Origin of the sequence: Edaphobacter sp., assembly GCF_035532915.1 — a bacterium.
GTDB lineage: Bacteria > Acidobacteriota > Terriglobia > Terriglobales > Acidobacteriaceae > Edaphobacter.
In genome coordinates, this window is the sequence record NZ_DATKQC010000129.1 from 1 (window position 1) to 13,987 (window position 13,987).

Genomic DNA, 13,987 nt, shown 5'->3' on the forward strand with positions numbered 1-13,987 from the left:
GCGTTCATGGTGAAGATATCGCGGAGAATGCCGCCCACGCCGGTCGCCGCGCCTTGATAGGGCTCGATGTAGCTGGGGTGATTGTGCGACTCGATCTTGAAGGCGCAGGCCCAGCCATCGCCCACGTCGATGATTCCGGCGTTTTCGCCCGGCCCCTGCACGACCAGCGGGGAGTCCGTCGGCAGCCGCCTCAGGTGCACCCGCGACGACTTGTAGGAGCAATGCTCCGACCACATCACGGAAAAAATCCCCAACTCGGTCAGGCTGGGCGTTCGTCCAAGCGCGGCTTCGATGCGCGTGTACTCGTCCGGCGTGATGCTGTGCTGCTTAAGCAGCGCCGGTGTAATCGTGGCGGGGGAGGGTGTCTGAACTGGGTGCTGAACTTGCGTATTGGGCATGGCTCGCTGTTAAGATTGTCGCACGTGCGGCAATCCCTCGTTGTCACGCTGCCTGCCGGCTGCCGCAGAGCCTGTCGTTACTGGCGTTCCAACGCCTCGCGGTCCCACTTCGCGGCAACTGCCGCCGCCGCATAGCTGCTCTCTAAAAACTCGAGCAGTGCGGCTTCCGGCGAAGCTTCTGCCCGCACATCTTCATATCGGAAGATGAACTCCCCCAAGGTTTTATCCCATCCAGCCGTCGCGGGGCGAATCTTCACCTCAGCCAATCCTTCCGGTACAGGGGCCGCATAGCAATAGAACGCCGCCGCGCCATAGCCGCCATTTCCCGGCCAGAACCCCGCAGAGATCACCTCATGCGAGTAGGCCTCCCGCTGGATCGAATCCGCGCCCGCACGTGGCGGCGCAGGACGACCGGAGAACCGCGTCACCGCAAAATCGAAGCTGCCCCAAAAGAAGTGCACCGGGCTGACTTTGCCCAGAAATCCCGTCCCAAACTCGCGGAAGACCTTCTCCGCCTGCACCAGAACGTGCCAGAACCGCTGCACGTACTCCGCGTCGTACGATTTATGCTCTGTATCCAGATCGAACCGGATCGGATGGGCCAGCTCGCATGGCATCGGATCGATCTTGACCTCAACCCCCAGCGAAGCCAGGCAGTCTAGATATTCCTTATAAAAATCAGCCACCGTCTGCGGGCGCAGCTTCATTGCCAGCGTCTGACCCGACCCAAGCCGAAGGTGCAGCTCATGCGCCACGAAATCGAACTCGATATCGAGCACGTCGTCACCCATCTTGCCGCCACAGGGCATCGCCGACGTGCCCAGTCCCCGTGCCGTGACATAGAGGGGTACGTTCCACCAATGATTCTGGAGCGGAGTCAGCGCCAGCCGGGTCTTGCCTACAATTTGCGTCCACATGTGCAGCGTGTCCGCCGTCGCTGCCCACTCATCCCACACCAGCGACGGCCACGCTGCCTTCACGGTCTCAGCCATGTTGCTCCTCCGAAACGATGAGCAAAAGCATACTCCGTCACCGTTGCTGGAGTGTTAGAGACAAGGTCTTACCGAAAGGGTTGCGTTACTTTTTTGAACAGCTTTCACGCTCCGGTGCTGCCGAATCCGCCTGCGCCTCGCGCGGCCTCAGCCAGTTCCGCAACCTCTTCAAACTGCGCCTCGATCCGCTGCACGATGCGAAGCTGGGCGATCCTCTCCCCGGCCTTGACTTCAACCGTTGCGGCGCTGAGATTCGTCACCACGATCTTCAACTCGCCGCGATAGCCCGGATCGATCACGCCAGCCAGCGTCGTCACTCCGCGTACCGCCAGCCCCGACCGGTCTTCCACCAGTGCGCCATGCGTCGAAGGAAACTCCATCGCAATTCCGGTAGGCACCAGGACGGTAGCACCAGCGGCAATCGCTGTACCTTCGACGGCATACACATCGGCGGCCAGATCGCCATAGGCCCCGGTGTGCGCGTACTTCGGCAGCTGCGCCGCCGGATGCAGCTTCAAAACCTTGACCTTCGGCGATGCGACTACGCCGCCCTCTAAACTCTCAACCTCTGCTACCGCAACAGAACCCATCAGCTACGCCTCTCAGAAAACGAAATATTGTATGTCTCTCCATTCTCACGCGAAAGCCGCGCCTCGTGTGCGTTAATAGTGAAATATGGCAGTCAGCGTGATCGCAACCGTCCTCAACGAAGTGGACGAGATTCCCAACCTGGTAGCGAGCCTCAGCGATCAGACCCTCATTGCTGCCGAGGTCGTCATCGTCGACGGAGGCTCTACCGACGGCACCTGGGAGTGGCTGCTCAACGCCAGATCGCAATATCCCGCTCTCCTCCCCATCCGCGACGAGAGCTGCAATCTCAAGCAATCTCCCGGCCCCATCGCCCGCGGGCGCAACGTCGCCATCGCCGCGGCCAGCTCCGACATCATCGCCTGTGCCGACGCCGGATGTACCTACCGCCCGGACTGGTTGGCCAATCTCACCGCTTCCATCCTCTCCGGCGTGGCAGAATACGCTCTCGGCGGCTCCTGCATCGACCCGGCGTCGCCTACCGTTTGGGACATCGCCTCTGCTCCCTTCTTCGGCGTCAAGCTCAATCCCAACGAGCCTACAAAATCATGCACCGCCCGCTCCATGGCTTTCCGCAAAGAGCTGTGGCAGCGTGTCGGCGGCTTCCCCGAGACCGTCCTTCTCGGTGAGGACACGCTCTTCGATGCCAAGGTGCGCAAGCTCGTCACACCCGCCTTTGCCCAGCGTGCCAAGGCCTTTTATCGTCCCCGCCATGCGCTCCGGTCGGCACTCAGGCAGCTTGCGAGTTATGCCGTAGCCGACGGCGCTCTCGGCATCCGCCCGGCGCGGCTCTTCCGCAACCTCGCCCGCTGCGTGGTCGAGGTGCTGGCACTCATTGCGCTGCGCTGGACCCCCATCCCGCTGCTCTGCATTCTTGTGCTCGAGAACTACTTCGCCTTCCACTTCGACTGGCGCAGCTTGCAGAGGGCCAGCTTCCGCATCTGGGCAGCGCGGTTCATCTTTTCGTTGTTGGTTCCGTGGGTCGTCAGCTGGAACCAGATCAAGGGCGGCATCACCAAGGCCAACCAGCCCAACCGCCAGAACGCTTAGGTTAGCGGTCTACAGGCTTGCGCAGCGTAAAGATCACAAAGCTGTAGTCCAGGTCGAACTGCTCCCACCGAACCGGCCGCTCGCTGCACTCGAGATCGACCTTGCCGGTACTCTCGAACCCAACCTCCTGCGCCAGCCGCAGAATCTCCTGAATCTCGCCCCGGGTAAAAACTTTGATCGCAGCCCCATGCGCCATCTTCCCCCGCGTGTCGATGGCGGTCGGGTAGTAGTCGGTTGATGTGATCAACAACCCTCCCGGCTTCAATACCCGGTACATCTCGCGGAAGTAGCCGTCCAGCGGAACTCCATGTTCGATGACACTCATGCAGGCGACCGCGTCGAAAAAATTGTCAGCAAAGACAGTCTGCGTAATGTCGCCGTGCTGATAGCGAATCGGTCCGCGCCGGGCCTCCTCGGTAAACGAGAGGTTGATCCCGTAGAGATCGCGATACCCATAGGCGAATAGCGCGGGAAGCACATTGCTATAAAACTCCGCACCGGCGTCCAGTACGCGTGCCGAGGGCGTGGTTGCGCCCAGAATGGCATATACCGCGGCAAGATGGTCCCAGTTCTTCTCGTCTCCACGGTGCAGCGGAAGCTTCGCCGCCTTTGCCTGCTCAAACGCCTGTTGCCATTCCGCCCGGTTTTTCAGCACACCATTCGGCAGCGGCAACTGCGGTCTCGCCGCAGGGTGTCCGGTTCCAAACTTCAACCTGAGATAGAGCCGATAGGCAGCCTCAGGCCGCAATGCGCTGCTCTTGATTCGTCGAAAAAATCTCCGCGACCATGGCGTTCGGGAGTCGGCAAGTTGCGGTGAAGGAGTCGGCTCAGGCATCAGCTTTTACTATAAGCGGGATTCGCTCTCCGGCCCTTTGCGCGATACCGTGGCGATAGAAGGCCCTATGCGCTACTCTCTCTTCATGCCGATTTCTTCCACCCTGCAAGCGGCAACGGAGCAGCCTTCCGAAGAGTGCCCGCTCGAAGCCGAGCATCATAGCCGCTTCTGCCCCACCTGCAGTTCGCGGCTCGAAGACAGCCGCTGTAAGCTCGTCTGCCGGACCTGCGGCTTCTTTCTAAGCTGTGCCGACTTCTACTAAGCTTTCCTGAAATCCAAGGCCTGCACAGGGAAGAAAAGACTTGGCCTGACGAAGTTTTTATCCAATAAATACAGCTAAATCAGCAGATGAGAGCGAGGCGACGCGGCTGTCCGATCGAATCAGCGTTTTCATCCGGGGTGGGATATCTCCCCGCCGTGTTTGCACATCCAACGCAGCCAGTACGTGCTCTTTAGGAGAACTCCTCATGAACCGTAAACAAACACTCGCAACCCAGCTGGCGCTGCTTGCCATGCTTTCACCGGGCGCCATTCTGGCTCAGGAACCGGCAGCGACTCCCCCAGCCGCTCAGGAACCGGCAACCCCAACGGCTCCCACACCTCCAACCGCGCCAACGGCTCCGACCACACCGACAGAGCCAACCGCGCCAACGACACCGGCGATGCCGGCTGAAACGGCACCAGAGGCCCCAGCCACAACCGCCCCCGAGACGCCAAAAGCAACCGACCCGGGATCAACCACCATGCCGAGCGATAGTACGACAGCTCCAGCCACGAAAAAGACCCACAAGCATCACAAAGGCTCCGCGCAGCCAAGTCAGACGACGCCTGAGCAGACGGCTCCCCCGCAATAATGCAGTTCTGCAGCTCACTCCGCCGAAGTTCTTAAAGAGAAGACGCTGTACGCGTGAACGTCCGCGTACAGCGTCTTCTTTGACTCGTTCCGGAGTTTTAAGGCCGTTGTCTTATCAGGAGTTGAGTCTCTTCATTTCGAAGTAAGAAGCGCACCTTCTTCGTTCTTGTAGGCGAACCGCTTTTCCTTCCAGCGCGCGATCGGCCCCTCAAAATACTTCCATGAGAGCGAAGCCAGTAGAAGTGAAGTAATCAGCCCAAGGAGTATGCCCCAAGCGCGGCCAAAGTGGGCGACCATGATTTGCCGTAGCGGAAAGTGAATCAGGTAGAGGCAATAGCTGATCGTTCCCATGTAGCGCAGACCGCGATTGCGAAATGCTCTCGTCAGCCGTCGCGAAGAGCCGCTATGGGTGACGCAGAGAAGAAGAATGAGCGAAAAGCCAATCCAAAGTACGGTGAACATCAAGGCGCTATAGGTGCGCTCAGGGAGATCACCGGACACATGGTTAGGAAGACCGATGTAGAGCAGCTCGCCGCCAATCGCAGCCATGAATAAAAAGCACGCGGAAGACAGCATCGCCGTGTAGTTTCGCTGGCAGAATGCGTGGACCTGCTGTCCATAGCTCCTCATGCAGACAGCGATCAATGCGCCAGCGGCAAGTGAATCGGCGCGCGCGAAAAACATCTGCCGCAATTCTTCGGCGTGATGGGAATAAGCAAAAAAACGAACGAACGGCTCTCCCAGCAACACCACGCCGAGCAGGGGAAACAGGATGCGGTCTTTGCCTCTGACGAGAAAGACCAGCGGTGCCCATACCAGGTAGAAGAACTCTTCAATCGAAAGCGACCACATGACAGAGAAGCCCGGGGTGCTCCAATCGACCATCTTGACGTGCTCAATGCCCAACCACGAGTGTGGAACGATCGCTTGTAGGTACAGGCTGTAGGTGGCGAGAAACTGCCAGGGCAGAGGACTGTGCGCCGCCACATTTCCGATGAAGTAGATGGCAAGGCAAAGATAGTAGATGGGGAACAGGCGCATCACGCGGCGCATGTAAAAGTGCCCCAGACCCTCTTCATTCTTCTCCGATTTCAGCAGAATGCCGGTAATCAAAAATCCGGAGAGCACAAAAAATAGATCGACTCCAGCCCATCCCCACTGAGGCCCAAGAAAGCTTACATATTTGTAATAAATGTAGTGATGGGCGACCACCATGCAAATCGCCGTCCCACGCAAGCCGTCCAACTCCGGGATGCGTTTCATTTTGCCCTCTGCCTTTATGAATAGATAATGACTCAGCGCGACCGTGAGCAGGGCCTAGAAAAACGATATCACGGCCAAATCGTGTGCTTCTGCTCGGCTGCATGCACGTACAAGTCTCTCTCTCGCTTCTCTTCTGCATCGAAACGAGTTTTTGCATTGAGAAAACAGGACCTTACGAAGATCACCTGCTCGGAGGAGACCAGGCGATCTTCTCTTAGCGCATTGCGATGAATTCGCAATGCAGAATCTTCTCTGCAATTATTTCGCCTGAAGGCTGGCCTTTCGTGCGGCCTCGAACTCGTCGCCTGCATTCCAGCGAATCGTCGAAGGAGCCGACACCGCCTCCCAACCCAGGTCCATGCCGAACCGGGCGAGCTTGGCGTCTCCGCGAAAGTCCATGCTTGGGGAGTAGTTGTCGCTGAAGTTGTGATAGCGGTGCTCGATGTAGTCCTCCTCCTGGGCCTCCCCCCATGCGCGGTCGTGGCCTTCGTACAGGCTTCCGGTGTCGACAGAAAACGCTGGAATGCCGACCCGCGAAAGGCTGAAGTGATCGGAGCGGTAGTAGCCGCCTGCCTCCGGCCTCGGATCAGGAACGATCGTCAGCCCAAAGCGCTTTGCCGTCGCCTGCACCACGGGATAGAAGCTCGTTCGCTGTGCTCCATTCACATTGATCTCGCGAGGAATGCCGATCGGCAGAATCATGTCGTAGTTCACGTCCAGCGCAATCTGCCCTGTCGGAACCGGAGGATGCTGTCCGAGATATTCGCTGCCGAGCAGACCCTGCTCTTCCGCCGTCACGGCCGCAAAGATGACATCGTGCGGTGGACGCACCGTCATCGAAGCCCATGCGCGCGCCATCTCCAGCAGAATGCCGCACCCGGTGCCGTTGTCCGCAGCGCCGTTGTAGATGTTGTCGCCCTTCATGCCCGGGACGAAGCCAAGATGATCGTAGTGCGCGGTGTACATCACCGCCTGGTCCGGCGCTGGCTTCGTTCCCGGCAGAATGCCCACGACGTTCGGTGACTGAAAGCGGCGCACGGTGCTCTCGATATGCGCCTTCAGCCGCACCGGCAACTCCACCGCTTTGAAGCCTCGCTTGCCTGCTGCCGTCATCTCGGTGTCGATATTCAGGTCGCTGGCGGCAAAGAGTTTTCGCGCTACATCGAGCTGAATCCAGCTCGCCGCCTCAAGCGGCGGCATCTTGTCGTCGCGCAGATAGGTCTTCTCGCTGGTGTTCGAGTTGCGAACTACATCCCAGCCGTAGCTGGCGAGATCGGTACGATGAATAATCAGTGCGCCCACCGCACCCATTCGCGCCGCCTGTTCAAACTTGTAGGTCCATCGCCCGTAGTAGGTAAGCGCCTTGCCGCCAAAAAACTTCGGGTCATTCGACGGAGGATCGCCCACGATGCAGAGAATGACCTTTCCCTTAACATCGACGCCGGCATAGTCGTTCCAGCCAAACTCCGGCGCAGTGACGCCGTACCCGACAAAGACAATCGGCGCGTCGATATTCACGCTCGGCGTCAGCTTCTCGTTCTGCACGGTGTAGTCGTCGGCAAATTTCAGGTCAATCGCATTGCCCTTCTGCGGGGCCAGAGCAAAGCTTGTCTGCTCGGGAACCACCTTCATGCCGACGAAGTTAATCCACTGCAGGTAGGTGCCATCGTCGCCGCCCGGCTTCAACCCATCGAGAGCGAACTGGGTCGCAATATACTTCGCCGCAAGGTCGCCGCCGCGCAGCCCCGGATAGCGACCCTCCAACAGGTCGTCGGACAGAAACTTTACATGGGCGCGTATCTTCTCGGCGTCGATGGAAGCCTCAGCCTTCTTAACCGCTGGAGGGACGACCTGCGCGAAAGCTCCCGCCGATAGAGCGAGCAGAAAAAAACCGACCGCCAAGCCTGCACCAGTCTTCCCATTTTTCATTGATGACCTCCCCAAAATCGTCCCTGCGACTCTTCTGTAATGGCTTCGTCTGGCATCTGCAATGGCTGCACTGCCATTACGTCGAGCCGTTGAAGCACCTTGCGCGCCAGCCCGGTGAGCGGCACTGAGCTTAATTTATTCGTCCGCGTCCAATGAAGATCGCCCTTCGCGGCAGGAACTGCCCTGCGCAATCCACGGTCCTGCGGCCCGCGTGCGGCATACACCTGAACATAGTAGTTCGTGTTCGTGATTGAATGACGCAATCGCAAAATCGGCTCGCGTCCCTCGAGCGCGTCCTGCGGCAGCGGAGGCAGCTCGTACATCCCCGGCATCAGGCTGGCCTCCGGGCTGCGCTGTTCCAGCAGAACCTCGGTCGCCGTGCCGCTCTTGCGCAGGCTCAACAGATAGGCTGCAGGACGACTGCGCTGCAATGCCCTCGGCTGCGTCAGATGCTCGCCGCGCGTCTTGCACATCGAGTAGACGGGACAATGTAAGCACAGGGGAGCGCGCGGCAGACAGATTGTGGCGCCCAGCTCCATCATGGCCTGATTGTGGTCTCCCGCTGCATTGTGCTGCTCGGCAACGCGACGCCGCGGCACCAGTGCCGCCGCCTGTGCCTGCACAAATGTTCGTGAGGCCGCCGTATTTTCTTCAGGTCGTCCGGTCAGACGCAGCAGCACGCGCTCCACATTGCCATCGACGACGGCAATGCTCTCGCCGAACGCGATGCTCGCAATCGCCGCGCAGGTATATTCGCCGATGCCTGGCAGCGTGCGTAGCGCGGTCGAAGTGCCGGGCAGCACGCCCTCCAGCTCCGACGTCACAAACTTTGCCGCACGGTGCAGCATCCGCGCGCGTCGATAATAGCCCAGCCCCGACCACGCTGCCAACACCTCTGGCTCCGGTGCCAGCGCCAGCGCCAGCATCGTGGGAAACCGCTGCAGAAACTTTTCGTAGTGCTCGATCACTGCGGCCACGCGCGTCTGTTGCAGCATCACCTCGGAGACCCAGGTTCGATAGGGGTCGTGGACGCCGCGCCACGGCAAATCGCGTGCGTGACCGCGGTACCACGTCATCAGCTTGCGCCGAAAGACGGCGGCATCCATCTCCGGCTCTTCGACGGTCGTCAGCGCCTGCGCAGAATCGCTCGCGCGGTCAGCTTTTCCATGTTCACGCATGGCTGCCAGTCTATCGTCTACGGCGACGGATCGACACTTTGGCTCTACACTTAGGTCATGATGCAGCAGCCGAAGCGCTCACTCCAACGCAGAGATTTTCTTAAGCTGACCGCACTGGCAACGGGCGCAAGCCTGGTCACACCGCTCGCTTTAGCCGACGTCCCCAAGCCGCCCGCCTCGCCTGCGCCGCCTGCCTTCCCTTCGAACGACCCGCGTTGGCAGCGCACCTGGGACGCCGCACTCGCCGCGCTCGCCGGAAACATTCACACCCTGCCCCGGTATCCACACCCCGTGCTCGTCGAAGGCAGCGTCTATCCGGGCATCTGGCAGGAGTGCGCTCCGCAGGAAGGCCTCGTCTACGGCACGCTGAGCCAGTACATCACTCCGGCCTCGAAAGACGTGGAGCCATTGCAGGTCGCTCGCAACAACCACATGGCCTTCTTCGCTCTGCAGCGCCCGGATGGCCAGTTGCCCTCCTCGGTCAAATTATCCGACCCTATCCAGAACGCGGGCGGCTATGGCCAGATCCAGATGGTCGTCCCTATCGCCGCCACGGCGTGGGAGCTGTCGCAGCTCACCGGCGACGACGAGCTGCTGGTCTCGGCTTATATGGCGTGCAGCCGCTGGGACGCCTGGCTGCGCGAATACCGCGACACCCGCAAGACTGGTCTCGTCGAAGGCTTCTGCACCTACGACACCGGCCACGACAACAGCCCACGCTGGAAGGGCATTCCCAACCGCTGCCCCGATGCCGACGCGCGCAAGTGTCCCGACCTGCCGACCATGCCGCGTCTCTGCCCCGACCTTTCGGCCACGGTCTACGGCGCGCGCGTCGCCTTAGCGGCGATGGCCACCGCGCTTGCCAAGCACAATGAGGCCGATCGCTGGCTGGCCGACGCCGAGGCCATCCGCCGCCTCATCATCGACAAGCTCTACGACCCCAAGGACGCTGCCTTCTACGACCTTGACGCGCAAAATAATTTTGTTCGAGTCCGCTCCGACGTCATCAGCCGTGTCCTCGGCGAGCATGTGCTCAAACCCTCCGATCCCAAAGACGCCGCAATCTTCGAAGCCGTCTGGACGCGCCAGATCCACAACCCCAAGGCCTTCTGGGCACCCTATCCGCTCACGTCCATTGCGATGGACGACCCCAGCTTCGTCCGCCCCATTCCGCGCAACAGTTGGGGAGGAGCAACGCAGGCGCTCACCGCTCTGCGCGCGCCACGCTGGATGAGCTTCTACGGCAAGCAGGCCGAGCTGAATCATCTGATGACGCAATGGTGCGAGGCCATCAGCCGCCACACCGAGTTTCGCCAGCAGATGGACCCTCTCACTGGAGACTTCACCCAGGCCGACCCCAGCGGCTACTCGCCCGCCGCGCTCGTCTATCTCGACTTCATCCACCGGCTCAGCAAGTCCGCCGGATGACGAAATAAAGTGGTAGAACTATAGGCCATGCCAACGACGAACAACATGTTGACGCCGCGAGAGGCAGCGCGGCTGCTGGGCATCAGCTACCCGACTATCAAGCAGTGGATACTGGGCGGCAAGCTGAAGACCGTCCAGACGCCGGGCGGCCATCATCGTGTCGCCGAGGCCACGCTGCGGCCTTTTCTTGCCAAAGACAGCGCGAAGCCGGAGACGAAGTCGCGCGAGCGCTATCGCCGTGTCAGCGGAAGGAACCAGCTTCCCGGCAAGGTCGTCAGCATCCGCATTGAGGGCCTGATGGCCGAGGTAGTGCTCGCCGTCGGAGACTCGCATGTGACGGCGATCATCACGGCAAACGCCGTGCGCGAGCTTCAGTTGAAAAAGGGCGACACCGCAGCGGCCCTCATCAAGTCGACCGACGTGATGATCGAGCGGCTCAGCGAAATTTCTTAGACACGCCTTTCAGTTCTCGCAATTCCCCAAAATAACGTCATCTCGACTGGAGCCGCGCAGCCTCATCGCGCGGCGCAGTGGAGAGACCCCTGGATTGGCCTTTCCTCCCATCCGAGTCTGGCAACGCTCTCGCCGCGAATCGTTTGACTATACGTTTTAATTTGACTAAGTTCGTTATAGCGCCACGATGCGTTTTCGGCTGAACGCGCAGTCCCCCTGGGCCGCGTCCACCCTGTTCGAACAGTCCACTGCTCTCCTTTCATCTCCATAACACCTGCCCCTCAGGAGTGATTTTCATGCAGCTTCGTCGTGCTTTTTCTTTTCTTGTCCTCATTGTTTTATTCAGCGCATCTGCCTTTGCTCAAATCGCGGCAGATCTCAGAGGCCGTGTGCTCGACTCTTCGGGCGCAGCCGTGGCCCATGCACAAGTCGAGTTGATCGAGTCCTCGACGAACCTGCACCAGGCGACCGTCAGCTCTGGCGCGGGCGATTATCTCTTTACCCATCTCAACCCGGGGACCTATCGCCTGGAAGTCACCGCTCCCGGCTTCAGGCACCTCAGCCGGACAGGCGTCACCGTCATCGTTGGCCAGACGGTAAGCGCCGATCTTGCCTTGACTGCCGGTGGTGATCAGCAGACCGTGACCGTCAACAGCGATGCCCCGGTGCTGCAGGCTGAGACGAGCAACATTCAGACCAACATTGCGGGCAAGACCGTAGTGGCCATGCCTCTGAACACGCGCAACTTCGTCCAGCTCTCTACGCTGGCTCCCGGCGTCGAGCTGCCTCCGGGCACGCTGCTGCCACGCATCAACGGCGGGCGCCCCCGCACGAATGAGTATCTCTACGACGGCATCTCCGCCCTGCAACCCGAGCCGGGACAGGTCGCCTTCTTTCCGATCCTCGACGACATTCAGGAGTTCACCGTCGAGAGCGACAACGTCCCTGCGGAGTTTGGCCGCTTCAATGGCGGCGTCGTCAACGTAGCTACGCGCTCGGGCTCCAACGCCTTTCACGAAAGCCTGTTCGAGTTCTTCCGCAACGAAAACCTGAACGCACGCAACTACTTCTCCAAAGCGCCCGTCCGCAAGCCGGAGTATCGCAGAAACCTCTTCGGTGCGACCATCGGCGGGCCGATTCTGCATGACCGCCTGTTCTTCTTCAGCGACTATCAGGGCGTGAAGCAGCTCATCGGCGTCACCCGCATCTCGACGATCCCGACGCTTGCGGAGCGACAGGGCATCTTTACCGGAGTCTCGAAGATCTACGATCCTGCGTCGACTACAGTCGTTGGAGGAAAATTCGTTCGGCACGAGTTTCCCAACGATGTCATCGACGCTCCTCTCGACCCGGCGGCGAAGGCTCTGCTCGCTCGCTTTCCTGCGCCGACCAATCTGACCGCGGCGGCCAATAACTACAGCCGCACCGCGAACGACGCCGACCATCAGAACCAGTTCGACATTCGCATCGATGGAGCTATCGGCAACAAAGACCGTGCCTTTGGCCGCTACTCTTATTACAGTGAGGTCGAGGAGCCAGTCACACCGCTACCCGATGGCAGCGGTGCGCTCAGCGGATCGGTACTGGGAACGGGCGGCGTGCCGGGCCTCTCCCACGTGTTGGGCCAGCAGGCAGTCTTCAACGAGACCCATACCTTCTCCACCCACCTTCTCAACGACTTTCGATTGGGCTACACGCGTCGCGGCAACACTCTCGTAGGAACGAGCCTCGATAACACCGCGTCTGCCGCGCTGGGAATTCCCGGCATCCCCACCAATGCTGCCTTCAACAATGCGCTGCCGCTGTTCACCTTTACGGGATTTCAGCAGCTTGGTCCTTCGGCCAGCACCTTCGCTCAATATCAGACTGCGGTGTGGCAGCCGGTCGAGACGGTCGTCTTCACCAAGGGTCGTCACGCATTCAAGGCGGGACTCGACTTTCGCTGGTACCAGCTCAACGCGATCTCGCCGCCCAATCCCACCGGCTCCTTCGCCTTCACCACGACAGGCACCAACCAGCAGGGCGTAACGAATAGCGGCAACTCCGTCGCCAGTTTTCTTCTCGGCCAGGTCGATACCTTCCAGATCGACCTCCAGCAGAACAGGATTCGTCCTCGCGACCATATCGAAGAGTATTTCCTGCAGGACGATTGGAAGGCTTCGAACCGCCTGACCCTCAACATCGGCGCACGCTGGACGCTTCACTTCCCTTCGACCGAGAAGAGCAATCAGGGAGCCGTCTTCAATCTGCAGACCCAGCAACTGGATTATCTTGGCCAGAACGGAAACTCGCGCAGCGCTCGTGAGCTGCACTACACCAATGTCGCGCCCCGCGTCGGCTTCACCTATCTGGTAACGCCTGCGACGGTGGTGCGGTCTGGCTTCGGCATCGTCTTCATCGACCAGTCCGGAATCACCACACCCTTCACCACACCGCAGTTCCCCTTCATTCAAAACGTCCAGCAGAAGACGCAAGACAGTGTCAATGCTGCCTTCGCCTTGTCGCACGGGCCTTCCGTTGCGCCGATTCCGTTTACAGCCGATGCCGGTCTGGGACAGAGCGTCTATACCGTGAAGAAGACCGCAGGCTCAGGCTACGTTCAGCAGTGGAACCTGGCGGTGCAGCGAGAGATCACGAACAACCTGTCTGCGGAAGTCGCCTACGTCGGCTCGCATATCGTCCACGTCGGCATTCCCGATTCAAACCTGAACCAGCTCACCGCATCGCAGCTTGCACAGGGATCGTCGCTGCTTACGGAGGTAGCCAATCCGTACTACGGCGAGCTTCCTCAGTCGAGCTCGATAGGCGGTAAGACCGTCAGCCAGGCGCAGGTTCTGAAGCCGTATCCACGCTTCCTCAACATCGCGACCTATCGCAACAACAGCGGCACGACGAACTACAACGCCATTGAAGGCAAGGTCGAGCAGCGGTTCTCGCACGGCGTCTCTCTGCTGTTCGCCTACACCCACTCGAAGCTGATCGATGATGCGTCGTCCGTCTTCTCGTCCACCGTGCTCTCG

The 13,987-nt window shown here is 60.1% G+C and carries 13 protein-coding genes; 6 read left to right on the forward strand and 7 right to left on the reverse strand.

The annotated features are described in order from the left end of the window. From VMU57_RS06355 to dut, 3 genes are all read right to left on the reverse strand, one after another. On the reverse strand, positions 1 to 398 hold a 398-nt coding region (locus tag VMU57_RS06355; protein ID WP_325381793.1), incomplete at its 3' end, for an AIR synthase related protein. Between the two features lie 77 nt (positions 399 to 475). Then, positions 476 to 1,390, reverse strand: coding sequence for a DUF5996 family protein (locus VMU57_RS06360; RefSeq protein WP_325381794.1), 915 nt, complete (start codon positions 1,388 to 1,390; stop codon positions 476 to 478). Between the two features lie 104 nt (positions 1,391 to 1,494). Next, a complete protein-coding gene (gene dut, locus VMU57_RS06365) occupies positions 1,495 to 1,980 on the reverse strand; it encodes a dUTP diphosphatase (protein WP_325381795.1) in 486 nt (161 codons plus the stop codon). A gap of 85 nt (positions 1,981 to 2,065) precedes the next feature. Between dut and VMU57_RS06370 the strand changes: the two genes are divergently transcribed. Beyond that, on the forward strand, positions 2,066 to 3,028 hold the full coding sequence (locus VMU57_RS06370; RefSeq protein WP_325381796.1) for a glycosyltransferase: 963 nt from the start codon (positions 2,066 to 2,068) through the stop codon (positions 3,026 to 3,028). A 1-nt stretch (position 3,029) separates the two neighbouring features. Here VMU57_RS06370 and VMU57_RS06375 read toward each other — a convergent pair whose 3' ends face one another. Continuing rightward, complete coding sequence (locus tag VMU57_RS06375; RefSeq protein ID WP_325381797.1) at positions 3,030 to 3,776, reverse strand: class I SAM-dependent methyltransferase; 747 nt, start codon at positions 3,774 to 3,776, stop codon at positions 3,030 to 3,032. A 10-nt stretch (positions 3,777 to 3,786) separates the two neighbouring features. Here VMU57_RS06375 and VMU57_RS06380 point away from each other — a divergent pair, with 10 nt between their 5' ends. Both VMU57_RS06380 and VMU57_RS06385 read left to right on the forward strand, forming a co-directional pair. Further along, the gene (locus VMU57_RS06380; RefSeq protein ID WP_325381798.1) at positions 3,787 to 4,125 is read left to right on the forward strand and encodes a hypothetical protein; all 339 of its coding nucleotides are present in this window, start codon (positions 3,787 to 3,789) and stop codon (positions 4,123 to 4,125) included. Between the two features lie 205 nt (positions 4,126 to 4,330). Further along, positions 4,331 to 4,717 carry a hypothetical protein gene (locus tag VMU57_RS06385; protein ID WP_325381799.1) on the forward strand — a complete coding sequence of 129 codons (387 nt, stop codon included), beginning with the start codon at positions 4,331 to 4,333 and terminating at the stop codon, positions 4,715 to 4,717. 131 nt (positions 4,718 to 4,848) lie between these two features. Here VMU57_RS06385 and VMU57_RS06390 read toward each other — a convergent pair whose 3' ends face one another. The 3 genes from VMU57_RS06390 to VMU57_RS06400 form a co-directional block, all read right to left on the reverse strand. After that, the gene (locus VMU57_RS06390) at positions 4,849 to 5,979 is read right to left on the reverse strand and encodes an acyltransferase (protein ID WP_325381800.1); all 1,131 of its coding nucleotides are present in this window, start codon (positions 5,977 to 5,979) and stop codon (positions 4,849 to 4,851) included. Positions 5,980 to 6,237: 258 nt separating this feature from the next. After that, on the reverse strand, positions 6,238 to 7,908 hold the full coding sequence (locus tag VMU57_RS06395) for a M28 family peptidase (RefSeq protein ID WP_325381801.1): 1,671 nt from the start codon (positions 7,906 to 7,908) through the stop codon (positions 6,238 to 6,240). Next, entirely contained in the window at positions 7,905 to 9,086 is a 1,182-nt protein-coding gene (locus VMU57_RS06400) for an A/G-specific adenine glycosylase (protein WP_325381802.1), read from the reverse strand. The genes VMU57_RS06395 and VMU57_RS06400 overlap by 4 nt, the downstream gene beginning before the upstream one ends. A 57-nt stretch (positions 9,087 to 9,143) precedes the next feature. Between VMU57_RS06400 and VMU57_RS06405 the strand changes: the two genes are divergently transcribed. The 3 genes from VMU57_RS06405 to VMU57_RS06415 form a co-directional block, all read left to right on the forward strand. Further along, entirely contained in the window at positions 9,144 to 10,514 is a 1,371-nt protein-coding gene (locus VMU57_RS06405; protein WP_325381803.1) for an MGH1-like glycoside hydrolase domain-containing protein, read from the forward strand. Between the two features lie 27 nt (positions 10,515 to 10,541). Continuing rightward, positions 10,542 to 10,967 (forward strand): helix-turn-helix transcriptional regulator, encoded by a 426-nt coding sequence (locus VMU57_RS06410; protein WP_325381804.1) that lies wholly within the window; start codon positions 10,542 to 10,544, stop codon positions 10,965 to 10,967. Positions 10,968 to 11,263: 296 nt separating this feature from the next. Further along, a partial coding sequence (locus VMU57_RS06415; RefSeq protein WP_325381805.1) for a TonB-dependent receptor occupies positions 11,264 to 13,987 on the forward strand: 2,724 nt, incomplete at its 3' end.

Excerpts from the sequence above, each read along its gene's own strand:
- VMU57_RS06360 (WP_325381794.1), bottom strand. The coding sequence starts at position 1,390 with ATGGCTGAGACCGTGAAGGCAGCGTGGCCGTCGCTGGTGTGGGATGAG.
- dut (WP_325381795.1), bottom strand. The coding sequence starts at position 1,980 with ATGGGTTCTGTTGCGGTAGCAGAGGTTGAGAGTTTAGAGGGCGGCGTA.
- VMU57_RS06370 (WP_325381796.1), top strand. The coding sequence starts at position 2,066 with ATGGCAGTCAGCGTGATCGCAACCGTCCTCAACGAAGTGGACGAGATT.
- VMU57_RS06385 (WP_325381799.1), top strand. The coding sequence starts at position 4,331 with ATGAACCGTAAACAAACACTCGCAACCCAGCTGGCGCTGCTTGCCATG.
- VMU57_RS06390 (WP_325381800.1), bottom strand. The coding sequence starts at position 5,979 with ATGAAACGCATCCCGGAGTTGGACGGCTTGCGTGGGACGGCGATTTGC.
- VMU57_RS06395 (WP_325381801.1), bottom strand. The coding sequence starts at position 7,908 with ATGAAAAATGGGAAGACTGGTGCAGGCTTGGCGGTCGGTTTTTTTCTG.
- VMU57_RS06400 (WP_325381802.1), bottom strand. The coding sequence starts at position 9,086 with ATGCGTGAACATGGAAAAGCTGACCGCGCGAGCGATTCTGCGCAGGCG.
- VMU57_RS06405 (WP_325381803.1), top strand. The coding sequence starts at position 9,144 with ATGATGCAGCAGCCGAAGCGCTCACTCCAACGCAGAGATTTTCTTAAG.
- VMU57_RS06410 (WP_325381804.1), top strand. The coding sequence starts at position 10,542 with ATGCCAACGACGAACAACATGTTGACGCCGCGAGAGGCAGCGCGGCTG.